We start from the raw sequence: 26,545 nt of genomic DNA on the forward strand, positions 1-26,545 counted from the left end.
TACTAAGCTCGGCGCGATTAAATCTCGCGGCCGTCGGCATCGACCCGCACCGGTTGTTTCTTCTCAGGTTGTCTATTCTCGGGCGCAGGCTGTTTGCCGGCTGCCGGATCGACGGCCGCCACACCCCCGCGACGCATCGCTTGCTCGGCCGCCGCGATATCCATCCGCTTCAAGATCTCGCGGAAGACGTCGATGTGCCACGTCTCGCCGCCGGCCGACTCGCGGGCCTTCGTAAAGAACGGGCCCGCCCGGCGCGGCTGCTCATCGAAGAAGAGCATCACGCCCATCAGAAAATACAGATCGGCCGATGGTTCCACGGTCGCCGTTTGCGCGAGGGCTTCCAGATGCGCGGTCCGTGCGAGCTTGTTGTCGCCGTAGAGCGCGGAGTATTTGAAGTCGCCGTCGAGATACGTCGTCGAGATTCGCAAACCGGATTTGATCCCCTCGACCGCGGCCTCGAAACGCTGCTGCGCTACGGCGATCGCCGCTTGATGGAAGTAAGGATCGGCGACATCGGGAGCGGCGCGAATCGCTTCCCGATAAGCCGTCGCGGCGCTGCCGAGCTGTTGCTTGCGAAACCAATCGTCGCCGATCGCGAGCTGCTTCTTCGCGCGCTCGCGGGCCGCTAGGTTCGACGGCGCGACATGCGCCTTCGGCACCTGCGCGCCGGGTGCCAGAACGCCGAACCCGCCTTCGCCCGGCGGCGGCGGAGCGTTCACCGCCGGCGCGTTGTAGCCGACGGGAGCGGCGAGCGATTGATCGAGGCCGAAGAAGCGTTGCACTGCGCCGGGCCCGTAGATCGTCTCCGCCGGAATGACGAGCGGCGGCAACGCGAAGCCGCGGAGATTGGGACCGCCGAAGTAGCCGTAAGGGGTGTAGCCGAAACCGTAACCGCCCGGCGCATAGCCGACGATCGGTCCTCCATAATACGAGCCGCCGTAATAGGCGCTGCCGTACGAGCCGGCCCACGGCGAACCGAAGCCGTAGCCGTAAGGCGAAACGACCCCGACGCTCAGCCCCGGCCCGCCGACGTAGACTTGCGCCTGCGCGCTGCCGCCGCCGGCCGGCGCCATGATCGCGGCGGCGACGATTGCGACCGAGACGACTCTGGAACCACTCTGCGACATCATGTTTCGACCCTTCGCCAAGGGAACGAAGAAAGAATCCCCACCGGTTATTAGAGTTGCCGCGGAAAAAGACGGCAAGCAATTTCGCTTTGCGAAGCCGGCCCCTCGATTTGGGCTCGTAGGTCTGGGCCCGTCAGCCCATACTCGCCAAGCCGAGCACTTTGCGCAGCGCCGTCACGGCGATCTCGCCGAACTGACGCGGAGGAATCTCCCAAATCTGCGGGTTCATCGTCTCGACCGACACCGCGCCGCGATAGTCGATCGCCTTGAGATGGTCGACGATCGGCTGGAGCTGAAAGTCGCCGTCGCCGGGCAAGATGCGATCGCCGTCGCTCGCCAATTCGCGCGGCGTGCCGACGAGATCGCAAAACTGCACATGGAACAGATTGTCAGGCGTAAGATACGCTAAGTCTTCGGCCTTGCTCGGCCCGGCGTAGTAGTGAAACGCGTCGAGGCAGATTCCTAAGTGGGGCGACCCGACTTCGCCGACCAGCGCCGCGGCGGTTTGCAGGTTGTTGCCGAACGTCGCCGAGGCTTGGAACTCGAGAGCCACGCGCATTCCGGCCCGTCCCGCCGACTGCGCGGCTTGCGTCAGCGAAACCTGCACGCGGTCGAGATCGGTCTGCGTGAGGGGGCCGTGAATATCGCCGGCGACGACGAGCGTGCCGACGCCGAGCTCGGCGAGCAGCGCCAACCGGCGCTCGAAGTGGGCCCAATGCTCGCGCCGCGCATCGCCTTGGCTATTCAACAGCCCTCCTTGAAACGACGCGACCGGCGCTAAGATCGAGTGTTCGGCCAGCAGCGCTTTCAAATCGGCGACGGAGCGGGTCTCCAACCAGCCTTCGACCTTGCCGAGCCAAAGCTCCACGGCCGGACAATGCCCGGCGGCATAGTCTTCGATGTCCTTCTCTAAGGACGCATGGAGCGTACAGATTTGGCTGATGCAGGGGAGCATAGGAAACGCAAAATGCAGAAGGCAAAATGCAAAATGGTCGGAAGAAAGAGCTACTCTCCTCCGTACTTTTGCATTTTGCGTTTTGACTTCTTACTTTTGCTCCGGCGTCAAAAGATTCGTCAACTCGTTCACGCACTCATCCGCTCGCACGCGCCATTGCTTCAGCGTGTCGCGGTCGCGGAAGGTGACCGTGCCGTCGGTGAGCGTTTGCCCGTCGACCGTGATGCAGTACGGCGTGCCGACTTCGTCTTGCCGGGCATAGCGCCGGCCGACCGCGGCGTTTTGATCGTAGAACACGTTGAACCGCTTCTTTAGATCGCGGTAGATCTTCTGAGCCGCCTCGGGCATGCCGTCTTTCTTCACCAGCGGAAACACGGCCGCTTTGATCGGCGCGAGCCTTGGATGGAGCTTGAGGAACACCCGCTCGCGCGGCTTGCCGTTCTCGTCGGGCACGTTGTCTTCCGTGTACGCTTCGCAGAGGAACGCGAGCGTGGCCCGATCGGCGCCGGCCGACGGTTCGATCACGTGCGGCACGAAGCGCTCGCGGGTCGTGTCGTCGAAGTAGCTCAGGTCTTTGCCGCTCCCACGATACTTCGGCTTGCCGTCGGGCCCGAGCTCGACCTTGAGCTCCGGCTTCGAGTTGGGATCGAGCTTCCCTTCCATGTGGCTGCGCAAATCGAAGTCGCCGCGATGCGCGACCCCTTCAAGCTCGCCGAAGTCGCCCGCCGGCAAGAACGGAAAGGCGTATTCGATGTCGGCCGTACCGGTCGAATAGTGGCTAAGCTCTTCGACGTGATGCTCGCGCAGCCGGAGCCGTTCGCGGGGCAAGCCGAGATCCAAGTACCATTGATAACGGCGATCGCGCCAGTAGCGATACCAGTCGGGACTCGTCTCCGGCTTGCAGAAGAACTCGATCTCCATCTGTTCGAATTCGCGCGAGCGGAACGTGAAGTTCCGCGGCGTGATCTCGTTGCGGAAGCTCTTGCCGACCTGCGCGATGCCCACAGGCACCGCGACGCGCGTCGAATCAAGCACGTTCTTGAAGTTCGCAAAGATCCCCTGCGCCGTCTCGGGCCGGAGAAACGCCCGACCTTCTTCGCCGCTCAAAGCGCCGATCGTCGTCGGGAACATCAAGTTGAATTCGCGAGGCTCGGTCAAGGTGCCGAGGGTCTTAGCGTCGGGGCCGAGGACTTTGTCGTTCTCTTTCACGGTCGTCAGGCTCACGATCTCGCCGTCCCAGGCGAGGTTCGCGGCGTCCTTCGCCCGGAGGTTGAAGAACTTGAGCGCTTTGTGTTCGAGTTCGCCTTGCTCCTTCTCCGGCTCCGTCATGACCGTCGCGAAAATCTTCTGCTCGCGATAGCCGACCCAGCGACCGCGGACTTGATCGTGGCGATAACGCTTCTGCGATTCCTTGCAATCGACCATGAAGTCGTGGAACAGGTCGTAGTGGCCGGACACTTTCCAAATCTGCGGGTGCATGATGATGGTCGAATCGAGACCGGCCATGTCGTACGTGGCCGGCGCACCGGGCTGCACGGCGAGCTCGTCGTGCCCGGTGACCATGTCGCGCCACCAGGCCTCCTTAACGTTGCGCTTGAGCTCGACGCCGAGGGGGCCGTAGTCCCAAAAGCCGTTGAGGCCGCCGTAGATCTCACTCGATTGAAACAGAAAGCCTCGCCGTTTGCAGAGCGAGACGAGTTTGTCCATGTCCATGGGCGGAGAGGGGTCGGGGGTCAGGGGTCGGGGATCGGAAAAGGCAAAACTTGGGAAGCGCGACTCATTTCCCTTCTGACTTCTGCATTTTGCCTTCTGACTTTTGCGTTTCGTCAAACCGACCAGTTTACTGGTCGGTTTGACGCCGGTCTACCGCAGCGTGATCGTGCCGGAGCGAAGGTCGAGGCGGGGGACGAAGTCGAACGTGTCGATCTTGGCCGCGGTGTCGATATCGGCGTCGAAGCCTTCGGCGATCAGGTTGCGCCCCCCTTGGCATTCGCGCAACACTCCGGCCAGCGCCATGCCCGACGCTTCGACCGAGCGCCAAGCGTCGCGCGCAAGGCGGGCTTGGTCGTTGAGGGCATAGTCGCTTGCGCCGCGCGTCAGCCTGGCGACGACGGCACCGGCGAAGAGGGCATCTTCGGCCGTGATCGCGCCGCCGGTCCCTGCGCAGAGTAAGTCGATATGCTCCTGCGCAGCGAGCGCGTCGACGACCGCCGAGAGGTTCGCAAACGCGCCGATCAGAATCTCAGCCGCTTGGCCGGCATGCCGCATGGCGCGCGTGCCGTTCGTAGTCGTGAAGACGACGGTTCGCCCACCGACGACGGCCCGCGTGTATTCGGTCGGGGCGTTGCCGAGATCGAACCCTTCGATCTTCAGCCCGCGACGTTCCCCCCCCAGCACCACGTCGCTCCGTCCCAATGCGTCAGCCTTCGCTCGAGCCTCGTCGATCTCCAAACAAGGGACCACGGCCAAGGCCCCGGCAGCCAACGCATGACAGATCGTGGTCGTAGCCCGCAACACATCGATCACAACGACCGCCCGCCCGGCCAGCGCGGCAGGAGGGACGAGGTCGGGCAGAAGGTGAACGTGGAGCGAAGGCAAGGAAGGGGTCGGGGGTCAGAGGTCGGGGGTCGGAAGAGATTGGGCTCGATCTTAGCAAAATCGCGCTGGAACGACGATCGTGCGCAGAGTCATCGCGGCGGTTTTCTTCGAGTTCGATGACGGCTGCGCCCCTTTGCAATCGAAGTCGATAAGACAACAATTACCGAAGGGCTCTGCATCCGACCCCTGACCTCCGACCCCTGACCCCTCTCCGCCCCCCATGCCCGTCGATAAAACCGAGTCGCGCGTTCGGCGGATGTTCGGCGAGATCGCGCCCCGCTACGACATGCTCAACCATGTGTTGTCGCTGTCGATCGATAAGTGGTGGCGCCGCCGGACTGTGCGCCTGGTGCCGCCGCAGTTGGATGCCGGCGCCGGCCCGATCCTCGATCTCTGCACCGGCACCGGCGACTTGGCCTTGGCCTACGATCGAGCCGCGGCCGGGCGGGTGTCGATCGTCGGGGCCGACTTCTGCCATCCGATGCTGGCGATCGGTCGCAAGAAGGGGCTCGCCGCCGGAGTCGCCGAACGCATGACGTTCGTCGAAGCCGATGCCCAGCGGCTGCCGTTTCCCGACGATACCTTTCAGATCGTCTGCGTGGCGTTCGGCTTGCGCAACGTCACCGATACCGATCGGGGGCTGCGCGAAATGACGCGCGTCTGCCGGCCGGGGGGCAAAGTCGCCGTGTTGGAATTTTCTCAGTTAAACATCCCGGGCCTTCGCGGTCTTTACAACTGGTACTTCAAGCACGTACTGCCGCGCATCGGGCAATGGTTCTCCGGCTCGGGCCATCAAGCCTATAGCTACTTGCCGGCGAGCGTGAGCGAGTTCCCATCGGGCGAGGGGCTCGCCGTGAAAATGCGCGGGGCAGGGCTCGGCGAGGTCCGCTTCACGCCGTTTACGTTCGGCATCGCCACGCTTTATGTAGGGACGAAGTCTTAGTGACCACGACAACGGCAGACAATCCGCGACCGAAGATCGTGCTGGCGATGACCGGCGCGAGCGGTGCGCCGTATGCCGTCCGGTTGCTCGATGTGTTGGTTGCCGCGGGGACAGATGTTCAACTTTCGATCAGCCCTGCCGGACAAGCGGTGCTGAAGCAAGAACTTGGGATCGAGATCGATTTGGCGAACGTATCGCTGAGCGACTTGGTGCCGCCATCGGTCAAGTTTCTGAGCGAAGACCCGAAATGGGCCGGGGTGCGTAACATCCTTGGCACGGCACCGCTCGCGTCGCACGACGCGCCGGCGAACTTGCTCGGCACGGTCACGTATCACCACTACCAAAACTTATTCGCCCCGATCGCGAGCGGCAGTTCTTTGACGACCGGAATGGTCGTCTGTCCGTGCAGCGGCGGCACGCTCAGCGGCATCGCCCACGGCACCTCGGCAAACCTGATACAACGTGCGGCCGACGTCCATCTCAAGGAACGCCGCAAGTTGATCTTGGTCCCGCGCGAGACGCCGCTATCGCTCATCCAGCTCGACAACATGAAGCGCTGCGTCGAAGCCGGCGCGGTCGTGCTGCCGGCGATGCCCGGCTGGTATCACGGCGTGGCGAGCTTGCGCGACTTGGTCGACTTCGTCGTCGGCCGCGTGTGCGATCAGCTGGGGCTAGCGAATGCGCTGGTGAAGCGCTGGGGAGAACCGACATGAGCGAGAACCAACCCTTCTCCCGTCGGGAGAAGGTGGCGGCGTACTCGCCGACGGATGAGGGGCGTATGCCTTCGCCGCCGAAAGGGCAGGGGAGTTCGCTCTTCGCGCGGTTCAAGCTGTTCCTCGAACTGATCCGCTTCAGCCACACGATCTTCGCGCTACCGTTTGCATTGCTCGCGGCGGCGATGGCGCTGTCGATTCGACGGGAGTATTGGAAGTGGGAAACTTATTTGGCTGATTCACACAATCAGTCGCCTCACGAAGCGACCGAGAGCGGCTTACCATTTCTGAAGATCGATGGTCTTGATATGGGGCCGCTTCCGCAGCCGTTGCCGTGGTTCCGTTGGCAAGAGCTTGTCGGCATTCTGTTGTGCATGGTCTTCGCTCGCAGCGCCGCCATGGCATTCAATCGGTTGGTCGATGCGAAGTTCGACGCCGAGAACCCGCGCACGAAGATGCGACACATCCCGGCCGGGCTGTTGTCGAGTTCCACGGTGGCGCTCTACACGATCGTCTGCTCGGTCGGGTTCATCGCCTCGACGGCGCTGTTCCTGCCGAATCGTTGGCCGCTCATGCTCTCGGTGCCGGTGTTGTTGTTTCTTTGCGGCTATAGCCTCACGAAGCGGTTCACTTCGCTCGCGCATTTTTGGCTCGGAGCATCGCTCATGCTCGCGCCGGTCGCGGCTTGGATCGCGATCCTCGGCGATGCCGCCTTCGACTTCTCCACGGGCATGCCCTATCCGCCGCTCATCCTCGGCGGCGCCGTCCTCCTGTGGGTTGCCGGGTTCGACATGATCTACGCGACGCAAGACTTCGATGTCGATCGCAAACTTCGGTTACGCAGCATCCCGGCCAAGCTCGGTGTGCGGGGGGCGCTGCGATTAGCCGCCGTGTGCCATTTGGGGATGGTTGTGCTGTTGTTCGTGCTGCCGTCGTTCTTCGGGCCGTTCGGGGGAATCTGGTACGCCGGCGCAGCAGCTACTGCGGCGCTGTTGATCTACGAGCATGCGTTAGTGAAGCCCGACGATCTGACCCGAGTGAATGCCGCATTTTTTACTTGCAACGCCGTAGTGAGCCTCGGCTTGCTCGCCGTCGGGCTCTTGGATTTGCTGATTTAACGCTCGCTGTTACCATTACCTAGACGCACGCCTCCAACGGCCTCTGCCGAAGCCGATATTTTTTCGCTTGAGACACCCTATGACCAGCTTTGCCGAGATTCGTTCTAAAGTCCTTGCCGGCGACCGCCTCTCGTTCGACGACGGCGTGTATCTCTACTCGCCCGAGGTCGATCTCAACGAGCTCGGCGCGCTGGCGAACACGGTGCGCGAACGGCTCAACGGCAACTTCGCCTACTACAACATCAACACGCACCTGAACCCGACGAACGTCTGCATCTACCGCTGCATCTTCTGCGCGTTCCGCTCGGATCTGAAAGATCCGAAGGGCTATGCGATGAGCGACGAGCAGATCCTCGCACGTGGTCGCGAGGCGACCGACGCCGGTTGCACCGAAATGCATATCGTCGGCGGGCTACATCATCAGCGAAAGTTCGAGTGGTATCGCGACATCATCAAGAACCTGCACGACGCTTATCCCAAGCTCCATCTCAAGGCCTGGACCGCGGTCGAGATCAATTGGTTTCAACATCTCACCGGCTGGCCGATCGCCAAAATTCTCGAAACGATGCGCGAGGCGGGCCTCGGCAGCTTGCCCGGCGGCGGCGCGGAGATCTTCCATCCTGAAGTGCGCGACATCATCTGCGAGCACAAAGCCGACGCCTCGAACTGGATCGAAATCCATCGCACGGCCCATGAGCTCGGCATCCGCAGCAACTGCACGATGCTCTACGGCCACATCGAAAAGGCCGAACATCGGATCGACCACTTGCTGCAGCTGCGCGCGTTGCAGGATCAAACCGGCGGCTTCCAAACCTTCATCCCGCTCGCTTTCCATCCCGACAACACGAAGATGACGCATATCAAGAAGCCCTCCGGCTTGATGGATTTGCGCACCATGGCGATCGCGCGGCTGATGCTCGACAACATCGCGCACATGAAGGCCTATTGGATCATGCTCGGCATCGGCACGGCACAAGCGGCGCTTGCCTACGGAGCCGACGATCTCGACGGCACCGTGCGCCACGAGCTGATCTATCACGACGCCGGTGCCGAAACGCCGGAGATCCTTTCCGTCGACGATATCAAGAACCTGATCGTCGAAGCCGGCCGCGAGCCGGTCGAACGAGACACGCTCTACCATCGCGTGGTGCGCGAAGGAGCGAACTGGCAAGCGAGCGAGCCGGTAGCCGTCGGCGTTTGATCGTTAATCGTCAGTGGTTCGCGATCTTAGCGGCGAACGCTACGGACGTTACGCTTCTTGGCGTTCCGTTTGAAACCACCGCTCGGACCAAGCGGCGATGACGCCGAGCGTTGCGAGAAACGCGAGCGTCCCCCACATCATCCAATCCCCTCCGGTCGTAATGCCGGCAGCGATCCCGGTCATGGCAGCATCCCTCGTCGTTTCGTTAGTAGCCTGCAGGCATTGCGGCTTTGCATCAGTGCCGGCGACTCAACCCTAGGTCACGATTCCGGCTTAGGCAAACCGTAGCGGTTAATCCGCATATACGGGCCCAATTGCTCAGGCGTTCGCGCCGAGCGTTTGTTACGGCCTTTTCCGCAAAGTAGCAGGCACGTTCCACGTGCCGTCCGCCACGCACGACCTCTCACAACCACAGCGGCATGGTTACCGAACAGCGCGAGTGGCTACGGCACGTGGAACGTGCCTGCTACTTTCGCGTCGTCGCTACTTACCGCTGCGCAGCATCAAGAGCATCGGCGTTCCCGTGAGGAGCCCGAGCCCGGCGAAGGCGATCGCCGTGGCCTGATAGACACCGTAGCGGTGGGGCAGTTGCAAGACGATCGGCCCGAGCAGCAAGCCGGCTCCCATCGAAGCCGCGATGCTCATGAGAATGAGCGAGAAGAAAACGAACATGCCGGACTCCGGCGCATACGTGGCGACGACGCCCGCCCCGCCGAACAGCACGCCGAACAAAACGAGAATGACGAACATCGCGAACAAACTCAAAAACTGATACTCGGCGAATGCGGCGTACGAAACCTGTTCCGCAAGCTCCAGGCCCGACTCGCTGTCGGTGTGATGCGGGGCCTGCATCGGCAAGATCAAGAGACTCAGCAGCGACATGCCGAGCATCGGCCCGAGCACGCCGAGCGCGAGCCAGAACGCGCTATCGGGCTCCACTTTCGATTCGCGTTCGGCGAGCAACCGATGCAAGCCCCGGCTGACGTACCACGCGACGAAGCAAAACGGCACGAACGCCGCGGCGACGACGAGCCACCAGACGGCGATCAGCACGACGGCCAAAAAACCGGAGATGCCGTAAGTAAATAATTCGTCCCACGGCCGCAACCAAAACGGGAGCTCGACCGGATTGCCGAGCAGATAGCCGCACACGCCGCACAAGAGAAAGTGCGCGACGATCGCGCCCCACCACACGCCGACCATGACGAGCACCGCCGCGAGCGAGGGCGGCGGAGCAGGGGAGGCCGGCAGAGTTTCACGATCGGTCGAGGTTGGGTTCATGCCTAGCCGACATCTCCCAACTCGAGCACCTGCGCATAGCGTTTCAGCATTTGCTTGCGCAGGCGTTCGTGTTCCGGTTTGGCGAGGCCGGGGTCTTGCGTGACCAGCGCCAAGGCATCGGCTCGGGCCTGTTCTACCAGGGCCGCATCGCGCACCAGATCGGCGATGCGCAGCGGCGGCAGACCGTGTTGCTTCGTGCCGAGCAAGTCGCCCGGGCCGCGCAACGCGAAATCGGTTTCGGCCAGCGCGAAGCCGTCGTTCGAGGCGACGAACGCTTCGAGCCGCTTGAGCCCGTCGTCGGTCGCAGGCTTGGCGAACACCGTGCAAAAGCCGGCGTGGTTGCCGCGCACGATCCGTCCGCGCAGCTGATGCAGTTGCGACAGGCCGAAGCGTTCGCCCCCTTCGATGGTCATGATCACGGCGTTCGGTACGTCGATGCCGACTTCGACGACCGTCGTCGCGACCAGCACTTGCGTCTTGCCGGAAGCGAATTCGTTCATCGCCGCTTCCTTCTCTTCGTTCGAGAGTCGGCCATGCAAAATGCCGATCCGAAACGCAGCGAGCGGGCCGTCGGCCAGCGACTCATACACGCGCATCACGCTGGCCCGTTCCGTCGTCGTCGATTCCGTGCCGCTCGTTCCCTCGGCGTCGTCGCCGGCCGGGGCTTCGCTGTCGACGTACGGCACGATCACGTAGGCTTGGCGCCCTTCGCGAAGTTTCTTCCGGACGAACTCCCACCACCGCTCGCGCTGCTCCTCGGGTGCGAAGTAGGTTTTCACCGGCATCCGGCCCGGCGGCGTGTCGCGAATCGTCGAGACATCGAGATCGCCGAACAGGGTCATCGTCACGGTGCGCGGAATCGGCGTGGCGGTCATCACGAGCGAATGCGGCGCTTGCCCGGCGCGACGAAGCTTCGCGCGCTGCCGCACGCCGAACTTATGCTGTTCGTCGACGACGACGAGCCCGAGCTTCGCGAACTCGACCCCTTCGTGAAGAATCGCCTGCGTGCCGATGACGACGTCGATCGCACCGCTTTTGATTCCGGCGAGCACGTCGCGCCGCTCGGCTTGCGATAGGCTGCCGGTCAGCGTCGTCCAGCGCACACGGCTATCGCTCAGGAGTTTGCCGAGCGTGCGGGCATGTTGCCTAGCGAGAACTTCCGTCGGGGCCATGATCGCCGCCTGCCGACCATGCGCCACGGCCGTGAGCACGGCATACATCGCGACGATCGTCTTCCCGCTGCCGACCTCGCCTTGCAGCAGCCGGTTCATCGGATAATGTCGGGCCATGTCGGCCGCGATCTCGCGCACGGCTTGCTCTTGCCCCTCGGTGAGCGAGAAGGGGAGCAAGCGGCGAATCCGGGCATCGATCTTCGCCGTGGCTTCGAGCTGCGGAGCGCTGCCGTCGACTTGCAAGCGAAGCCGGCGCACGGCCAGCGCCAACTGCAAGATGAACAGCTCTTGATAGACGAAGCGCCGCCGAGCCCGCTCGAGCGACTGCCGATCGCGCGGAAAATGAATCTGCTCGAGGGCCTCGTGAACCGGCATCAGGTCGTGCGCGGCGAGAAAGTCGGGCGGGAAGACTTCGTCGAGCAGTTGCACATACTTATCTAAGCTGGCTCGCACGGCTCTGCGAATCGGAATCTGCCCGAGCCCTTCGGTCAGCCCGTAGACCGGCAGAATCTTTTGATCGCTCGGAGTCTCTTCGTCGTTTTCGAGTTTCTGGACGTTCGGATGCGAGAATTCCCACCGGGTCGCCTTCTTCTTGGCTTTGCCGCTCAGCAACACCCGCTGACCGTAATCGAAGCGGCCGCGCATGTGCGGCATGTTGAACCATAAGGCGCGGACGTAATCGGCCTCGGCCCCTTCGCCGCATTGCAGCAGCACGCCGAGCTTCGAGCGGCCGCCGTAGCCGCCCCGCTGTTCGATCTCGACGACGGTGCCGCTGATGCGCACCAGCAGATCTTCCGTCAGATCGGCGACTCGCGCAAGATCGGTGAGGTCTTGATAGTCGCGCGGGAAATAGAACAGGCAATCGGCCACGGTGAACAGTTCGAGCTTCTCCATGAGCTCGGCCCGTTGCGGACCGACCCCTTTGAGAAACTGCACCGGCGTGTGCAGCGACGGCGTAGATTGGTCGGGCCCTTTAGACATACCCGCTAGTTTAGCAAACGACCGGCGGGGGCCGCGACAGGGAGGCGTTCATCGGGCAGAATGAATGCCGTGTGGCGTTTGATGCCGGAAAGGGTCAAGGATTATGGCGAAGTGCGAAGAGGGTTATCTCTGCGAAGTGTGCGGAGCCGACGTCGAAGAGATAACCGATTCCGATCTGTACTTGCGCTACGTCATCGGCGAAGTCGATCCGGAAGTGCTGCACACCTCGCGCGAGCGGCATGTCCGCTGCAATCCGGTGCTCGCGCAATTCATCGTCGACCCGGACTTCGCGCCGCCGGTGTTCGTCGAAGGAACTTTCGACAAGCGGCTGCTGGACCCGGCCTATGTGCGCGAGCGCGAAACCCTGGCGACGCGCGGCTGGCGGCGATTGCGGGAAGTCCTGACGAGCGAGGCCGCGATTATTTCTTATCCGCTGCCGGAGGTTCGCGCTAAGATCGAGGCGAGGGAATGACTAATGACTAATGTCTAAAAAAACGGCCGAAACGCGATCCGATTAGTCATTAGTCATTAGTCATTTCTCAGCGTCAGCTAAGCCCCAGCACATCCGCCATCCCGTACAGCTTCGCCGGTTTGCCGACGAGGAACTTCGCCGCGGCCAGGGCCCCTTGCGCGTAGCAATCGCGGTTGCTCGCTTTGACGGAAATCTCCAGCGTTTCGCCGAGGAGCCCGAAGATGATCGTATGCTCGCCCGGGTTGTCGCCGGTGCGTACGGCGTGGTAGCCGATCTCGCCGTGCGGCCTTGCGCCGGGTCGTCCTTCGCGGCCGTGTGCGACTCCGGCTTGGCCCATTACGTCGGCGATCACTTGGCCGAACTTCAAAGCCGTGCCGCTCGGGCTGTCTTCCTTGTAGCGATGATGGCGCTCGATGATCTCGACGTCGGCCCCGGTCGGATGATCTTTGAGCGCTCCGGCGGCGACGGCCGACAGCTTCATCGCCAAGTTCACGGCCAGGCTCATGCTCGGCGACCAGAGAACGGGAATCTTCGTCGCGGCCTGCCGCACGAGCTCGACTTGCTCCGGCTCGAGGCCCGTCGTCGCGACGACGAGCGGCACCCGCCGTTCGACGCAAGCGGCAACGATGCCCGACACGGCGGCCGGCACGGAGAAATCGACGACCACATCGCACGATTGCGACAGCTTCGACTCGATCGCCACGCCGATCGGCGCCACGCCGGCCAGCGTACCGGCATCTTGGCCGAGCTGCGGACAACCGGCATGCTCGATCGCCCCGACGACCTGAAAGCCCGACTCGGCCGAAGCGATAGCGACGAGCCGCCGGCCCATGCGTCCGGCGGCTCCGTGAAATGCGATGCGAACGGTCATGAGAGAGGTCCGTCGAAATAGAGGCGGTAGGAAAATCGGTCGAGAAACATCAGCCGGAGGGCGTTAGCCCCCGGTTCGGAAGCGAAGTCGATCGTGGAGCGTTGCGTGCGACCGGACGCTAACGCGTTCCGGCTAAGGGAGCCGCCTACGAATACAACTGAATCGCCCGAATGATTTCGTCGAGGTTGTTGTTCACGGCTACGGCGCGGTTCGCGTAGGCGGCGCGTTTGATGCCCCGGCTGCCGAGGATCTTGTTGAACATATCCTGATCGGTCGTGTGGTAGCCGACCGTGGCGTCCGGGTCTTTCAATTGATGGCCGGTCAGGATGCAGACGACCGATTCATCCGGGCCGATGATCCCTTCCTGCACCAGAGCCCTTGCCCCGGCGACGCTCGCGGCGCTGGCCGGTTCGCAGCCGAGTCCGCCGGCGCCGACTTGCGCCTTGGCGTCGAGAATCTCTTGGTCGGTCGTTTCGCGAACGACGCCGTTGCAGAAGTCGAGCGCGCGGAGGCACTTCGTCAGGTTCACGGGCCGATTGATTTCGATCGCGCTGGCGATGGTCGACGCGCGGCGCTTCGCGGCGTCCATATCGGAGAAGAACTTTTCCGTCAGCACGGCGTCGGGCCGGCCGCCGTTCCAGCGCAGGCCTTGCTTCGTGTAGAGTTCATAGAGCGTGTTCGAGCCGGCGGCGTTGATCACGGCGAGCCGCGGCACCCGATCGATCAGGCCGATCTCGTACAATTCCGCGAACGCCTTGCCGAACGAGCTCGAATTGCCGAGGTTGCCGCCGGGGACGACGATCCAATCGGGCACTTGCCAGCGCAGGCCTTCGAGCACGCGGAACATGATCGTCTTCTGCCCTTCGAGGCGGAAGGGATTCACGCTGTTGACCAAGTAGATGCCGAGCGCCTTCGAGACTTCGCGGACGCGCTGCATGGCGTCGTCGAAGTCGCCGACGATCTGCACCGTGAGCGCGCCGTAGTCGAGGGCTTGCGAGAGCTTGCCGTAAGAAATCTTGCCGGAGCCGATGAAGATGACCGCCTTCATTAACTTGCTCACCGAGCAATAGGCCGCGAGCGAAGCGCTGGTGTTGCCGGTCGAAGCGCAGGCCGCGCGGACGGCGCCGATGCTGCGAGCATGCGTGAACGCGGCCGACATGCCGTTGTCTTTGAAGCTGCCCGAGGGGTTCATCCCTTCGTATTGCAGATAGAGCTTCCCCTTCTGCATGCCGACGTACTTGCCGACGGCCGCGGAATGCTGCAGCAGGGTTTGCCCTTCGCCGATCGTGACGACCTGCTCCGGCTTCGCGAACGGCAGCAAGTCGTGGAAGCGCCAGACGCCGCTAAAGCAGAGAGGATCGTAGCGGCGGAGCCATTTCTGCTCGAAGAAGTTCCAAGAAGTCGGCGGGCGGAGCCGGTTCCAGTCGTATTTGACGTCGAGCAGGCTCCCGCAACGCACGCACTCGGTGAGAACCTCGTCGCAGCCGTGCGTCGCCCCGCAATCCGGATTGATGCACTGCTGGTAAGCGGCGTCGAGCCGTTGGGCATCGGCGGTGGCAACGGCCTGGCTAATGGGGCATCTCCCGACAAAAAACGGAACGGACTCGCCCAAGGGAAAACCGGCGAATACGACAGTCTATTCGGGGTGTCGAAACTCGACAAGCGCAGCCGCAGGGGCCCGAGCGGCGAACCGTTTTTGTCGCTTTTATCTCGACGAACCGAACCGCGAGCGGCGCGGCCCGTAGAGACGAGAGACATCGCTCGTTTAGGAAACGCTCGCCTCTTCGCAGGGGGAGCGTGCAGCGAGCAAAGCTTGTCGTTGATCGTTCGATACCGTTCGTTTTGCCCGTAAAACAGGGGCGATCGCACGGTTCGCGGCTGAGGGTTTGTTGACACTTTAGCCGAGCGGATTTACAATTGAGATTCTAGGGCCTTCCGCACCGTGCCGAAGTGTACATCTCCGGGGGAGTAGTGCTGATGAAGAAGACCGAACTGAAGCCGTATCGCGAACGTCTTTTGGCCCTACGAGCTCGGTTGCGGGGTGAGGTTCATCAGCTGGCCGATAACGCCCTGCGAGGTCAAGGAGGCGAGCATTCTTCGATGCCGATCCACATGGCCGACCTCGGCAGCGACACCTTCGAGCAAGACTTCACGCTCCAGTTGATGGAGTCGGAAGAAGGAACCCTGGCCGCGATCGACGAAGCCCTCGACCGCATGGACGAAGGGACTTACGGCGAGTGCGAGTCGTGCGGCGGGAAGATCTTGAAGGCCCGGCTCGAAGCGTTGCCGTATGTCGCGCTTTGCGTGAAGTGCGCCGAGAAGGAACAAAAGCCTCGCTAAGCAGGCTCGCTAAAAGGTTCACTGAGCAGTTCACTGAGTAGTGGCGGAAGTTCGCAGCTCCGCTTGTTGCCGCTCAGGGCTTCGTACACGGATGAGTACCTAAAAAAGCGGCGTGTTCGCCGGCAGCCTGATTTAGGTGTGGGATGAACGGAATCGCCAAACGCCGCTTCGCCCTCTTTGCGCTGATCGCCGTCGGCGGCTGCACGCTCGATCTCTGGACGAAGCACGTCATGTTCGCTCGCCTCGGGTTGCCCGGCGGCGAGGTCGACTGGATCTGGCCGGAATACTTCGGCTGGCAAACGGCGCTCAACGAAGGGGCTTTATTCGGCATCGGGCAGGGGAAGGTTTGGCTCTTCGCGGTCTTATCGCTCGTGGCCGGCACCGCGATTCTCTACTGGCTCTTCGTCGCCGGAGCGGCTCGCGACCTGCTGCTGACGATCGCGCTGGCGGCCGTGATGGGCGGGGTGCTCGGCAACCTCTACGACCGGCTCGGCCTGTGGTCGGAGGGGATCGACTCCGCTTATCCGCGCTACGCGGTTCGCGACTGGATCTTATTGAAGTACGACCATTGGATTTGGCCCAACTTCAACATCGCCGACATGCTGCTCGTCGGCGGGGCGGGCCTGCTGATGCTCCACGCTTGGCGCTCCCCCTCCGGCAGCCCCAGCTCTCCCGAAGCGCAGACGGCCTGAGGCCGAGCCTCGGTTCCAAGCCTTTCGCGGCAACAACTCGCGGGCTTTCGCGCTGCTTCACGCAGGGCTTCTCGGGCAGTTTTTTGCGCACACGCAAGACTTCGCTCGACGCCCCGAACCTCTTGCACTCACTTGCGAAATCGGCTTTCAAAAACTTCAGCTTGTGATTCGTTTCACGAAGTCTGTCGGAGCGATTGTCCGCATTCATAAATAAAAGTGCATTATTGTTTGACTGTGTTCGGCACGATACCGACAATTCCTACATTGTGGGGGCTACCACCGGAAAGGGTGTGACTACTCGCGGCATCGTAGACCGAGCCGTCGAAATTACTACTTAATGTGCATCGCTGTTGACGACTCGCTGCGCCGCTGCGCGCCGTCCGAGTTCGCCGGAGATGGAGATTATGAAACTTTCTCGGACTGTCGAATACGCAGTTCAAGCCATGTTGCAATTGGCGCAACATGATCGGGGCACGCCGGTGCCTTGCAGCAGGCTCGCCTCCGTCGGTCAAATGCCCGAGCGGTTTCTGTTGCAGATCCTACGGAATCTCGTGACGCACGGAATTCTTTCTTCGACGCGCGGCGTCGACGGCGGCTATGCCTTAGAGCGGCCGATCGATGAGATCTCGCTGCTCGAAGTGATCGAAGCGATCGACGGCCCGTTGAACGCAGTTCCGTCAGCGGCGAAAGGAATGCCCGACGAATCGCATCGGCTGTTGACCGATGTGATCCAAGACATCACTTCGACGACACGTCGCGAACTCGATGCCATCAAACTTGCCGTATTGATTCCGATGCCGGATTCTCGCGCCAAATCGGAAGCCTAAGTCATCTCGTCGCTTGAACGCGCGCGGCAGCTCGGCATACACTGCTCGCACGCTCCGGCTCGACCATTCTTGGTGTGACGCGCTCTGCGTACGCCTTGCGCCGCTCCGTGTTCTTTCCGTTTCGACTTTTTCCGTTTCGGCAATTCGGCCCGCTATGAACTCCGCAGATCTCACCGCTCGTTTGGATCTCGCCGTCGCAGCCGCGCGTCGCGCGGGCGATCTCACGCTGACGTATTTTCAGCGCGACGATTTCGTCGTCGAGACCAAAGCCGACGATTCACCGGTTACGGTTGCCGATCGCGGCGCCGAGCAATTGCTGCGCGATGAAATCGCCGCGGCCTTCCCGCACGACGGCATCCTCGGTGAAGAGCTCGGCGAGCAGCCCGGCACGTCGGGCTATCGTTGGATTCTCGATCCGATCGACGGCACGAAAAGCTTCATCTCGGGCGTGCCGCTCTACGGCACGTTGATCGGCGTGGAACATGCAGGCCGCTCCGTAGTCGGCGTGATCCACATCCCGGGCCTCGGCGAAACGGCCTACGCCGCGAAGGGGCAGGGAGCTTGGTATGTGAAGGGAAACGCTGCGCCTCGCCCCGCGCGCGTGTCGGAAAAGTCGGCCCTATCGGAGTCGGTGTTCCTTACGTCGGAAGTGAAGAACTTCCACAGGATCGGCCGCTACGAGGCCTACGATAAGCTGCAAGCCGCTTCGCGCATCACGCGCTCGTGGGGCGATGCCTACGGCTACTTGCTCGTCGCCGTCGGTCGAGCCGAAGTGATGGTCGATCCGATGATGCACGTTTGGGACTGTGCAGCGCTGCAACCGGTTCTCGAAGAAGCCGGCGGCACGTTCACAGACTGGAACGGAGTGCCGACGATTCACGCGAACAACAGCATCGCCACGAACGGCCGTGTGTTCGAAGAAGTTCTCATGCTCACGAAGCGCTAGTAGCTAGCGCCCGCCGGCGTCGCTTGTTTAGTTCGTGAGCGCGTCGATCACTTCGACGTGGTTCACGACGCGATAGTCGAGCTTCTTCACGACGGCGCGAACCGCTTCTTGCGCGAGTTGCTTGTGGTAGAAGCTGCCGACCATGCCGCGAATCGCGACGCAGCGTGCGCCATCGTGTTCGACTTTCAACTCGCGCAGATCGAACAGCGGGCTCGCTTGCGGGGCCGATTGAACCTCATCGCAGACCGAAACGATTTGAGTCGACATCGCGACCTCCATGAAACAAAACGGGGCGTAGACGATTCCATTCGCTGCTGCTCTCGATCGACGATTCCGTGAACGTCGACCTCTCGATCGGGAAACCCAGGCGGCCACCAACGGCGTTTACCGATCTGACTTTTTTCCACCTTTTGAGGGATAAAGTCAATGGTCGGGCCGGGTATCTATCCGAGGGTTAATGAAAGAGCGAATTGCGTGCCGACGCTGCTAGCGTATCTTACCGGCGGTCCGCAGATACTCGACCACTTGGTCCGCTAAGGTATCGGCAGGGAAGCCGGCCGAATCGAGCCGAAGTTCGGGAGCGAGCGGAGCTTCGTAAGGAGCGTCGATTCCCGTGAAATCTTTAATTTCTCCGGCCCGAGCCTTCTTATACAGCCCCTTCGGGTCGCGCTGTTCGCACAACTCCAGCGGGGCATCGACGAATACCTCGATAAAGTCGCCGGCCGGGAGGGCGGCCCGCACGCTGTCGCGATCGCTACGGTAGGGACTGATGAAAGCGGTCAGGGTGACGAGGCCCGCTTCGGCGAACAAACGCGACACGGCTCCGATGCGGCGAATGTTCTCCACCCGATCTTCCGCGCCGAACCCGAGGCCGAACCGCCCGGCGAACGTCTCACCGAACGTCGGTTTCAGCATCGCCGGAGCGGCGTTGAGGCCGTGGCGTACGTTGTCGCCGTCGAGCACGAAGCCGTGCGTGCCGAGTGCGTGCAGCTTATGGTCGACCAAATTGGCGACCGTGCTCTTGCCGCAACCGCTGAGCCCGGTGAACCATACGACGCAACCGCGATGACCGTTGAGCGCCTCGCGCTGCTCACGCGAAACGCTTTGCTGATGCCAAACGACATGCACGGGAGATGACATAGGAGCAGTCAGTGGTCAATTGAGAAAACTAGAAACCAGAAACTAGAAACCAGAAGTTGATGGCAATCCTTATCTTCTGGTTTCAAGTTTTTAGTTTCTGGTTTTATTCACCGCCTCGCCAGTTCGCACAACGTCGCCTGCACGACCGGTTGCGGGCAGCTCCAGACTAAGAAGAAGAGCGCCTCGCGGCACCAGCGCCCGGCGGGATGTCCGACAACGTACCCTGAACCTTTCGCCGCGGCTAGAGCCGCCTGAGCGCTTCGCAACGCAAGGCCGTTGGCGCGATGCCGCACGTCGTCGTTCGTTTCGCCGCCGGGCCTGTTTTCGACCGGAGTGACCAACGCTTGATCGGTCGCCTGCCACTGCTCGCGCAAGTCAGCGACGATCGGTTGCAGATCGCTCCGGCGGCCCGCTTCGTCAGCCAAGTAGTCGATCGCCGCCAGGGCCGTACCCAACGCCAAGGCCGATGTTTGCAAGCCGCCGGTTCCGGCCCCCTTGCCATGTTTCAACACATCAGGCACGACCGGCGCGAGCAGCCACTCCGGCCCGAGCACGACGCCGTCGCACCTGACCGGCCCGGTGTGCGTAGCCGTGAGCCCGACCATCTCGGCCGCCGGTTCGACGACGACTCCCGGCCGATCGGTCGGTAAGACGCCGAGCCATTGCCGGCCATCGTCGAGCACGGCGCCGGTGATGATCCACTGCGCACGCGCGCCCCCGGTGACCCAAGGGATCACGCCGTCGAGCACATAGCCGGCCGAGGTCTCGCGGGCCTTCATCGGCGGCTGCACATGTCGCCGGCTCGTCGTGAGCTGGGCGATACCCACGGAGCCGAACGTGCGGCCGGCGATCAAGTCGGGCAATAGGCGACGACGCAGCGCTTCGTTCTCGCCAACCACCAACCGAGCTACGACACCCGCGGGCTGCGTCAAGCAAAACGCCGTGGTCAAACATCCCGACGCAAGCCGCGTGAGCGTCCGCAAGATCACGGCTTGCAGCACGTCGCCCGCATCGGCTTCGGCCGACTGAGCGAACCAACTTAAGATCCCCGCCTCGGCGCACGCGCGCAGCTGCTCCGCCGGCCACCGCGCGGCGCGATCGGTCTCATCGGCCCGAGCGCTCAAGAGCGCGACGAGTCGATCGAGTTCGGTTGCCGTGAGCGCGGTGTTGGATTCAGATGAAGTCAACGAATGGGTTCCCATAAGGCCGACGAGCGGTTCGAGCTTCCATCAGTCTACGCAAATCACACCGTTTGCGTACTTCCGGAAAGTGGGTAGCTTGCGGTATCGGCTGATGCGGAATTTGTTGTACGCGATCGGTCGCCGGCATTGCGATGAATTAAAGCGAATGGATTTGCCTAGCACTGCTGGTTTTTCTAGGATGCCGACTGTTCGATTGGGGTCGTGATAATCGCGCGACTCGATACAATCCGGACACATTTCCTAATGTCGCGCCCCGGGTTACGGCGATTTCGTTGTAACGCCGGCGGATCACGTCTACCACTTCTCAGTCAAGGATCGTGCGATGAGTCAAACCGAGCTCGCGCCCACGCGAACTTTCGCAATGCCCGTGCCGCCGCAAACCGAAGCGGTGACGTTGTTCGAGAAGTGCGTCGCCTTGGCTAACAATCTTTGGTGGTCGTGGCAGCCCGACGTCGTGAACTTGTTTCGCGATCTCGATCCGATTCGCTGGCGCCAGCTCGACCACAACCCAATCGCGCTGTTGAGCGAGTTCAATCCCGATCGCTTAGAGCTGCGCGTCGCCGAACTCGTGCTCTATAGCCGGATCAACCATGCCTATCGCCGCCTCAAGGAATACTTGAGCAGCCAAACCACGTGGGGCAATACCCATGCGGGCGTGCTCGGCTCGAAGCCGGTCGCTTACTTCTCCGCCGAGTTCGGCATGCACGAATCGATTCCGATCTATTCCGGCGGCCTCGGCGTTCTCTCCGGCGATCATGTGAAGAGCTCGAGCGATCTCGGCATTCCGTTCATCGCGCTCGGCTTGTTCTACGATCAAGGCTACTTCAAGCAACGGCTCGACCACGACGGCTATCAGATCGAAGAGTATCTCGATACCAAAGTCGAAAACCTGCCGATGCAGCCGGCTCTCGGCACTGATGGCAAACCGGTGGCGCTGAAGATCGAAACGCGCAGCGGCATCTTGCACGCCAAGGTTTGGAAGATGAACGTCGGTCGGGTTCAGTTGTACCTGATCGATTGCGACGTCGACGGCAATAGCCCGGAAGATCGCGAGCTCACGGCCCGGCTCTACGGCGGTGATCATCGGACCCGCATTCGCCAAGAGCTGGTGCTCGGCGTCGGCGGCGTGAAGGCTTTGCGAGCTCTCGGCATCTCGCCGGGCGTATACCACTTGAACGAAGGCCACAGCGCGTTCGCTCCGCTCGAAGCGATTCGCCAAACGATGCAAGACGAAGGGCTCGGCTTCGACGACGCGCTGCGCGACATCGCCCGCCACACCGTCTTCACCACGCATACGCCGGTCCCTGCCGGACACGACCGCTTCGACGGCGGCCTCATCGAAGAACACTTGGGCCCTCTCCGCGACAAGCTCGGCATCTCGCACGACCAGCTGATGGGCCTCGGCCGCGTAGAGCCGCACAACGGCAACGAAACCTTCTGCATGACGGTCCTCGCGCTCAAGGCTTCGCGGCATGCCAACGCCGTGAGCTCGCTGCACGGACACGTCAGCCGCCGGATGTGGTCGCACTTGTGGCCGTGGCGCGTCGAAGAAGAAATTCCGATCGGCCACATCACCAACGGCGTTCACGTGCCGAGTTGGCTCGCGCACCAGATGCAGCAGCTCTACGATCGCAACTTCCCGGTCAACTGGATGCCGCGGATGGGCGAGCCGGAAATTTGGCAACAAATCCACAACGTCGATCCGGGCGAGCTCTGGGAAACGCATCACGCGTTGAAGAACCTGCTGTTGGCGTTCGTCCGTCGGCGCGTGAGCCGCGATTGCCGTCGCCGGGGCGAAGGAGACGATGCCGTCGAAGCGGCGCGCAACATGCTCGACCCGAACGTCCTCACGATCGGCTTCGCGCGACGTTTCGCCACGTACAAGCGAGCCGACCTCATCGCGACCGAGCTCGAACGCTTCAACGACTTGCTCAACGACAGCGAGCGGCCGATTCAACTCATCTTCGCCGGCAAGGCGCACCCCGCCGACGAGCCGGGCAAGGGACTCATTCGCCGCGTGGCGAACCTGCGGCACGATCCGCGCTTCGCCGGCCGCGTGGCGTTCATCGAAGACTACGATATCAACGTCGCTCGACACATGGTGCAAGGGGTCGACGTTTGGTTGAACAACCCGCGTCGTCCGCTGGAAGCATCCGGCACGAGCGGCCAGAAGGTCGTCCTCAACGGCGGCTTGAACTTATCGGTGCTCGACGGCTGGTGGGCCGAGGCCTACGACGGCAAGAACGGCTTCGGCATCGGCAACGGCAGTTGCCACGTGTCGTATGAGATCAACGACAAGAACGACGCCGACGATCTCTACCGTGTGCTGAAAGAGCAAGTCATCCCGCTCTACTACGAGCGCGACATCGACGGCCTGCCGCGCGGCTGGATCAAGCGGATGATGAACTCGATCAGCTCGCTCGCCTGGCGCTTCAGCGCCGACCGCATGGTGATGGACTACGTTCGCGCGTCGTACCTACCGGCCGCAGGCGGCGTAAGCTGCGTGATGCATAATCGGTAGGGGAAGGCAGGGGTCGGAGGTCGGGGGTCAGGGGTCAGGGGTCAGACGCAAACGACTGCCGACCGACTACGATTGAGAACCAACAAGTCCGGCGACGATCCAACCGATCGCCGCCGGACTTTTTTTATGAACCGTGAGATTAAAGTAGCAGGCATGGCCCAATTCTTCGCGTTGAAGTTCGCGGCGCTTAGTGCGATGTTGAGTCGTGTGAGGAGACGAGACTCCGACCTCCGGTAGGTTTCGACACGTTTACGGTTTCGCTTCCGCGAAACATGCGACGACGAATCGCGATGGGGAATTTTTAGCTTCGGCCGCGCCGCTTGTCGCCGCCGTGGCTCGAATGAATCGACTTGATTGTCGGTCCCTTGCGACGATGGTCGATCGAACGAGAAAGCAAATCGTTCGGTGTCTCTTTCCGGCCCGCGGTGCGTGAGCGATCACATATCGCGATCCTCGGTCGTTGCCCGTTCGTGGATGAAACGGGCGGCGACAACCAACGAGGATCGAAACTTGCACGACGTTCTCTGCGAAGTTGCAACATCGCAGAGGGCGCTTCGCTGCCTTGGGCGTCGTCCGGTGCGTCGTCGCGCGAGCCAGTCTTTCTTTACGAAGAAAGCCGGTTCGGGCGGAATGCTCTGCGCAGAGAATCGTTTCGACAAGATGCCCAAGCCCGCTCGGGCGACGACGCACGAATGTTTTTCTAGATCGCAACAACGCGCGATCGCGGCCGTGCTTTGAACCAAAGTAGCAGGCACGTTCCACGTGCCGTCCGCCACAGCTGATAGAGAACGACCATCACGCTGCGGCCCCGGATATGCATCCGGGGCTATTGAAAGACGCTCAACGTATCGCGATCGTGCGTCGCGCTCGAACGGCGCACGTGGCTACGGCACGTGGAACGTGCCTGCTACTTTTTCGGCTGCCGGCCGGGCCTAGAAATTCGCCGCTTTAAGCGATAGCCTATAGGGCTTGTTGCGTCCCTCTTTTCTTCTCGCTCCTTTCACAAGACACACCCATGCCAAGCTGCGTTCTCGCTTATTCGGGCGGTCTCGATACCTCGGTCATTCTCGGTTGGCTCCAAGACGAAGGCTACGAGGTGCATGCCGCGTACGTCGATCTCGGGCAGCCGTGCGAAGACCGCCAGGCGATTCTCGACAAAGCGAAGAAGTGCGGCGCGAAGTCGTCGCGGATCATCGACGCCCGTGAAGAACTCTGCCGCGACTTCGCCTTCCCGGTGCTGCAATGGCAAGCGAAGTACGAAGGGGTGTATCTCCTCGGCACCTCGATCGCGCGGCCGCTCATCTCGAAGGCCTGCTTGGAAGTGGCTCGCGAAGTGAAGGCCGATGCCTACGCGCACGGCGCCACCGGCAAAGGGAACGATCAATGCCGGTTCCAACTCGCGGCCGAAGCCTTAGACCCGAGCGTGCATATCATCGCGCCGTGGCGAATGGAAAAGTTCCGCAACTTGTTCCCCGGCCGGCAAGCGATGATCGAGTATTGCAACGCTCGCAACATTCCGGTGAAGGCGTCGTCGACGAAGCCGTATTCGAGCGATGAAAACTGTCTGCATATCAGCTACGAAGCCGGCAAGCTCGAAGACCTCCAAGTGAACGGCGTCGAGCTCGTCGACTTCGGTATGACGATCTCCCCGCAGCAAGCGCCGGATAAAGTCGAAACCCTCACGCTCGGGTTCGTGCAGGGAGTGCCGACGACGCTCGACGGCAAACAGCTCGGCGCGCTCGCGATGGTCGAAGCCTTGAACAAGATCGGCGGACGCAACGGCATCGGCCGGATCGACATGGTCGAGAATCGCTTCGTCGGCATGAAGAGCCGCGGCGTGTACGAATCGCCGGGCATGACGATCCTGTACGATGCCCATCGCTACATCGAACAACTGACGATGGATCGCGACCTGATGCACCTCCGCGATCGGCTCGCGCCGGAAGTCGCCGAGATGGTGTACTACGGTTTTTGGTACCACGCCAAAATGGATGCCCTAATGGCGTTCATCGCCAACGCCCAACGGCACGTGACCGGCGAAGTCACCCTGCAACTCTACAAGGGGAACGTCATCCTTGCCGGCCGCACGAGCCCGAACAGCTTGTACGACGAAGGGATCGCCACGATGGAAGGGGGCGGCTCGTACAACCAAACCGACGCCGAAGGATTCCTCCGCATCATGGGCCTGCCGGGCCGCGTGCAAGGACGTGTCACTCCGCGAGCCTACTAAGCCGCGAACCTCCGCACGCTGCTCCGTGTCTTCTTTTTCGAACACTATTTATGTGGTAGGCCGTAACATGATTTGCTTAAACGTCGTACTGCAAGTGAAGTCGGCCGACGACATCGAAAAGGTGCGCGGGCATCTCATCGAGCAAGGGCGGCTCTCGCGCGCCGAGCCGGGCTGCCTCCGCTTCGAGGTCTACCACTCGCAAACCGACCCTGCGACGTTCATCCTGAACGAGCGCTGGGACACGCAAGCAAACCTCGACGCGCATCGTAAGGCGCAGGCCTACACGACGATCTACCAACCGCATGTGATCCCGCTCGTGAACCGCACGCCGCATCCGTCGACGCTGGTCGAATGAGCGCAGGCGCAGAAACGAAACCGTCGGGTGGTTTGTCGCCGGCCGCGAACGCTTCGCAACCGATCGATCCACCCTCGGGCTTCGTCTTCGGCGTCGCAGCGTATACTCTGTGGGGCATCATCCCGCTTTTCTTTCGGTTGCTCGCGGGCATCCCGCCGCTCGAAGTTCTCGCACATCGAGCTTGTTGGTCGTGCCTGGTGCTCGCCGTCGTCATCGTCGTGTTCGGGCGCGGTGGTGCGGTCGTCGCGGCGCTAAGCAATCGTCGCACGGTGCTGACGCTGCTCGGCAGCACGGCGCTGATCGCTTCGAATTGGTACACCTACATCTACGCGGTCGAGTCAAAGCAAGTCGTGCAGGCGGGGCTCGGCTACTTCATCACGCCGCTGGCGAACGTGCTGCTCGGGATGCTCGTGCTCGGCGAGCGATTGCGAAAGCTCCAGGTCATCGCGATCGTGCCCGCGGTGCTCGGCGTGGCGGTGTTGACCATGCAGACCGGGCAGGTCCCTTGGGTCGCGCTGTCGCTTGCCGTGACGTTCTCGATGTACGGATTGTTTCGCAAACTCGCCGCGGCCGATGCGCTGGTCGGGCTCTTCGTCGAGACGTCGTTCCTCGCCCCGCTCGCACTCGCCTACCTCGCCTACTTGGCAAGCAGCGGCGACGGTTCGTTCGCCTGGTCGCCGACGCGCGCTACCGGCTTACTGCTGCTCACCGGACCGGTGACGACGGTGCCGCTCTTGTGCTTCGCTTCGGCCGCGCGCTTGCTCCGGATGACGACGCTCGGTTTCTTGCAGTTCATCGCGCCGACCTTGCAAGTGCTCGTCGCCGTGCTGCTGCTCGGCGAGCCGTTCACGCGGGCCTAC

The 26,545-nt window shown here is 62.2% G+C and carries 24 protein-coding genes; 13 read left to right on the forward strand and 11 right to left on the reverse strand.

The features are described 5' to 3' along the window. Positions 1-17: 17 nt before the first annotated feature. The 4 genes from K8U03_24250 to K8U03_24265 form a co-directional block, all read right to left on the reverse strand. Entirely contained in the window at positions 18-1,130 is a 1,113-nt protein-coding gene (locus K8U03_24250) for a hypothetical protein (protein MCE9608009.1), read from the reverse strand. A 130-nt stretch (positions 1,131-1,260) separates the two neighbouring features. Beyond that, complete coding sequence (locus tag K8U03_24255; GenBank protein MCE9608010.1) at positions 1,261-2,082, reverse strand: sugar phosphate isomerase/epimerase; 822 nt, start codon at positions 2,080-2,082, stop codon at positions 1,261-1,263. 90 nt (positions 2,083-2,172) lie between these two features. Beyond that, positions 2,173-3,789 (reverse strand): glycine--tRNA ligase, encoded by a 1,617-nt coding sequence (locus tag K8U03_24260; GenBank protein ID MCE9608011.1) that lies wholly within the window; start codon positions 3,787-3,789, stop codon positions 2,173-2,175. Positions 3,790-3,945: 156 nt separating this feature from the next. Further along, entirely contained in the window at positions 3,946-4,680 is a 735-nt protein-coding gene (locus tag K8U03_24265; GenBank protein MCE9608012.1) for a 2-phosphosulfolactate phosphatase, read from the reverse strand. Positions 4,681-4,900: 220 nt separating this feature from the next. Here K8U03_24265 and ubiE point away from each other — a divergent pair, with 220 nt between their 5' ends. The 4 genes from ubiE to mqnE all read left to right on the forward strand — a co-directional run bounded on the left by ubiE (position 4,901) and on the right by mqnE (position 8,655). Then, on the forward strand, positions 4,901-5,623 hold the full coding sequence (gene ubiE / locus K8U03_24270) for a bifunctional demethylmenaquinone methyltransferase/2-methoxy-6-polyprenyl-1,4-benzoquinol methylase UbiE (protein ID MCE9608013.1): 723 nt from the start codon (positions 4,901-4,903) through the stop codon (positions 5,621-5,623). Positions 5,624-5,670: 47 nt separating this feature from the next. Next, complete coding sequence (locus K8U03_24275; protein MCE9608014.1) at positions 5,671-6,336, forward strand: UbiX family flavin prenyltransferase; 666 nt, start codon at positions 5,671-5,673, stop codon at positions 6,334-6,336. A 65-nt stretch (positions 6,337-6,401) separates the two neighbouring features. Next, on the forward strand, positions 6,402-7,454 hold the full coding sequence (ubiA, locus tag K8U03_24280; protein ID MCE9608015.1) for a putative 4-hydroxybenzoate polyprenyltransferase: 1,053 nt from the start codon (positions 6,402-6,404) through the stop codon (positions 7,452-7,454). Between the two features lie 79 nt (positions 7,455-7,533). After that, positions 7,534-8,655: an aminofutalosine synthase MqnE gene (gene mqnE / locus K8U03_24285; GenBank protein ID MCE9608016.1), complete on the forward strand. Its 1,122-nt coding sequence runs from the start codon at positions 7,534-7,536 to the stop codon at positions 8,653-8,655. Positions 8,656-9,138: 483 nt separating this feature from the next. On the opposite strand, the gene K8U03_24290 is transcribed toward mqnE, so the two are convergent. Together K8U03_24290 and recG are read right to left on the reverse strand one after the other, a co-directional pair. After that, positions 9,139-9,936, reverse strand: a complete 798-nt coding sequence (locus K8U03_24290) for a hypothetical protein (protein ID MCE9608017.1) — start codon at positions 9,934-9,936, stop codon at positions 9,139-9,141. 2 nt (positions 9,937-9,938) lie between these two features. Beyond that, a complete protein-coding gene (gene recG, locus K8U03_24295) occupies positions 9,939-12,089 on the reverse strand; it encodes an ATP-dependent DNA helicase RecG (GenBank protein ID MCE9608018.1) in 2,151 nt (716 codons plus the stop codon). A gap of 103 nt (positions 12,090-12,192) precedes the next feature. On the opposite strand from recG, the gene K8U03_24300 reads away from it, so the two are divergent. Beyond that, entirely contained in the window at positions 12,193-12,561 is a 369-nt protein-coding gene (locus K8U03_24300; protein ID MCE9608019.1) for a hypothetical protein, read from the forward strand. Positions 12,562-12,634: 73 nt separating this feature from the next. On the opposite strand, the gene dapB is transcribed toward K8U03_24300, so the two are convergent. Together dapB and thrC are read right to left on the reverse strand one after the other, a co-directional pair. Further along, positions 12,635-13,432, reverse strand: a complete 798-nt coding sequence (dapB, locus tag K8U03_24305) for a 4-hydroxy-tetrahydrodipicolinate reductase (protein MCE9608020.1) — start codon at positions 13,430-13,432, stop codon at positions 12,635-12,637. 145 nt (positions 13,433-13,577) lie between these two features. Beyond that, positions 13,578-15,005, reverse strand: coding sequence for a threonine synthase (gene thrC / locus K8U03_24310; GenBank protein ID MCE9608021.1), 1,428 nt, complete (start codon positions 15,003-15,005; stop codon positions 13,578-13,580). Positions 15,006-15,409: 404 nt separating this feature from the next. Here thrC and K8U03_24315 point away from each other — a divergent pair, with 404 nt between their 5' ends. The 4 genes from K8U03_24315 (at position 15,410) to hisN (ending at position 18,237) form a co-directional block, all read left to right on the forward strand. After that, a complete protein-coding gene (locus K8U03_24315) occupies positions 15,410-15,772 on the forward strand; it encodes a TraR/DksA family transcriptional regulator (GenBank protein MCE9608022.1) in 363 nt (120 codons plus the stop codon). 143 nt (positions 15,773-15,915) lie between these two features. Beyond that, complete coding sequence (locus K8U03_24320) at positions 15,916-16,464, forward strand: signal peptidase II (protein MCE9608023.1); 549 nt, start codon at positions 15,916-15,918, stop codon at positions 16,462-16,464. A 404-nt stretch (positions 16,465-16,868) separates the two neighbouring features. Further along, a complete protein-coding gene (locus K8U03_24325; protein MCE9608024.1) occupies positions 16,869-17,291 on the forward strand; it encodes an Rrf2 family transcriptional regulator in 423 nt (140 codons plus the stop codon). A gap of 154 nt (positions 17,292-17,445) precedes the next feature. Then, a complete protein-coding gene (gene hisN, locus K8U03_24330; protein MCE9608025.1) occupies positions 17,446-18,237 on the forward strand; it encodes a histidinol-phosphatase in 792 nt (263 codons plus the stop codon). Positions 18,238-18,264: 27 nt separating this feature from the next. On the opposite strand, the gene K8U03_24335 is transcribed toward hisN, so the two are convergent. From K8U03_24335 to K8U03_24345, 3 genes are all read right to left on the reverse strand, one after another. Continuing rightward, positions 18,265-18,504: a hypothetical protein gene (locus K8U03_24335; GenBank protein MCE9608026.1), complete on the reverse strand. Its 240-nt coding sequence runs from the start codon at positions 18,502-18,504 to the stop codon at positions 18,265-18,267. A 219-nt stretch (positions 18,505-18,723) separates the two neighbouring features. Further along, complete coding sequence (gene cysC, locus K8U03_24340) at positions 18,724-19,377, reverse strand: adenylyl-sulfate kinase (GenBank protein ID MCE9608027.1); 654 nt, start codon at positions 19,375-19,377, stop codon at positions 18,724-18,726. A gap of 107 nt (positions 19,378-19,484) precedes the next feature. Continuing rightward, on the reverse strand, positions 19,485-20,564 hold the full coding sequence (locus K8U03_24345) for an acyl-CoA/acyl-ACP dehydrogenase (GenBank protein ID MCE9608028.1): 1,080 nt from the start codon (positions 20,562-20,564) through the stop codon (positions 19,485-19,487). 337 nt (positions 20,565-20,901) lie between these two features. On the opposite strand from K8U03_24345, the gene glgP reads away from it, so the two are divergent. The 4 genes from glgP to rarD all read left to right on the forward strand — a co-directional run. Beyond that, entirely contained in the window at positions 20,902-23,100 is a 2,199-nt protein-coding gene (glgP, locus tag K8U03_24350; protein ID MCE9608029.1) for an alpha-glucan family phosphorylase, read from the forward strand. 1,015 nt (positions 23,101-24,115) lie between these two features. After that, positions 24,116-25,330 carry an argininosuccinate synthase gene (locus K8U03_24355; protein ID MCE9608030.1) on the forward strand — a complete coding sequence of 405 codons (1,215 nt, stop codon included), beginning with the start codon at positions 24,116-24,118 and terminating at the stop codon, positions 25,328-25,330. Positions 25,331-25,397: 67 nt separating this feature from the next. Continuing rightward, complete coding sequence (locus K8U03_24360) at positions 25,398-25,685, forward strand: antibiotic biosynthesis monooxygenase (GenBank protein ID MCE9608031.1); 288 nt, start codon at positions 25,398-25,400, stop codon at positions 25,683-25,685. Next, the coding region (gene rarD / locus K8U03_24365; protein MCE9608032.1) for an EamA family transporter RarD at positions 25,682-26,545 on the forward strand (864 nt) is incomplete at its 3' end. The genes K8U03_24360 and rarD, both read left to right, overlap by 4 nt.

It is taken from the genome of Planctomycetia bacterium, assembly GCA_021413845.1.
Classification (GTDB): Bacteria; Planctomycetota; Planctomycetia; order Pirellulales; family PNKZ01; genus PNKZ01.

Coding starts and splice junctions, on each gene's coding strand:
- K8U03_24250 (MCE9608009.1), bottom strand. CDS start 1,130: ATGATGTCGCAGAGTGGTTCCAGAGTCGTCTCGGTCGCAATCGTCGCC.
- K8U03_24255 (MCE9608010.1), bottom strand. CDS start 2,082: ATGCTCCCCTGCATCAGCCAAATCTGTACGCTCCATGCGTCCTTAGAG.
- K8U03_24260 (MCE9608011.1), bottom strand. CDS start 3,789: ATGGACAAACTCGTCTCGCTCTGCAAACGGCGAGGCTTTCTGTTTCAA.
- hisN (MCE9608025.1), top strand. CDS start 17,446: ATGAACTCCGCAGATCTCACCGCTCGTTTGGATCTCGCCGTCGCAGCC.
- recG (MCE9608018.1), bottom strand. CDS start 12,089: ATGTCTAAAGGGCCCGACCAATCTACGCCGTCGCTGCACACGCCGGTG.
- K8U03_24325 (MCE9608024.1), top strand. CDS start 16,869: ATGAAACTTTCTCGGACTGTCGAATACGCAGTTCAAGCCATGTTGCAA.
- cysC (MCE9608027.1), bottom strand. CDS start 19,377: ATGTCATCTCCCGTGCATGTCGTTTGGCATCAGCAAAGCGTTTCGCGT.
- ubiE (MCE9608013.1), top strand. CDS start 4,901: ATGCCCGTCGATAAAACCGAGTCGCGCGTTCGGCGGATGTTCGGCGAG.
- K8U03_24290 (MCE9608017.1), bottom strand. CDS start 9,936: ATGAACCCAACCTCGACCGATCGTGAAACTCTGCCGGCCTCCCCTGCT.
- K8U03_24360 (MCE9608031.1), top strand. CDS start 25,398: ATGATTTGCTTAAACGTCGTACTGCAAGTGAAGTCGGCCGACGACATC.
- glgP (MCE9608029.1), top strand. CDS start 20,902: ATGAGTCAAACCGAGCTCGCGCCCACGCGAACTTTCGCAATGCCCGTG.
- K8U03_24355 (MCE9608030.1), top strand. CDS start 24,116: ATGCCAAGCTGCGTTCTCGCTTATTCGGGCGGTCTCGATACCTCGGTC.
- ubiA (MCE9608015.1), top strand. CDS start 6,402: ATGCCTTCGCCGCCGAAAGGGCAGGGGAGTTCGCTCTTCGCGCGGTTC.
- K8U03_24300 (MCE9608019.1), top strand. CDS start 12,193: ATGGCGAAGTGCGAAGAGGGTTATCTCTGCGAAGTGTGCGGAGCCGAC.
- mqnE (MCE9608016.1), top strand. CDS start 7,534: ATGACCAGCTTTGCCGAGATTCGTTCTAAAGTCCTTGCCGGCGACCGC.
- K8U03_24275 (MCE9608014.1), top strand. CDS start 5,671: ATGACCGGCGCGAGCGGTGCGCCGTATGCCGTCCGGTTGCTCGATGTG.
- K8U03_24335 (MCE9608026.1), bottom strand. CDS start 18,504: ATGTCGACTCAAATCGTTTCGGTCTGCGATGAGGTTCAATCGGCCCCG.
- K8U03_24315 (MCE9608022.1), top strand. CDS start 15,410: ATGAAGAAGACCGAACTGAAGCCGTATCGCGAACGTCTTTTGGCCCTA.
- dapB (MCE9608020.1), bottom strand. CDS start 13,432: ATGACCGTTCGCATCGCATTTCACGGAGCCGCCGGACGCATGGGCCGG.
- K8U03_24320 (MCE9608023.1), top strand. CDS start 15,916: ATGAACGGAATCGCCAAACGCCGCTTCGCCCTCTTTGCGCTGATCGCC.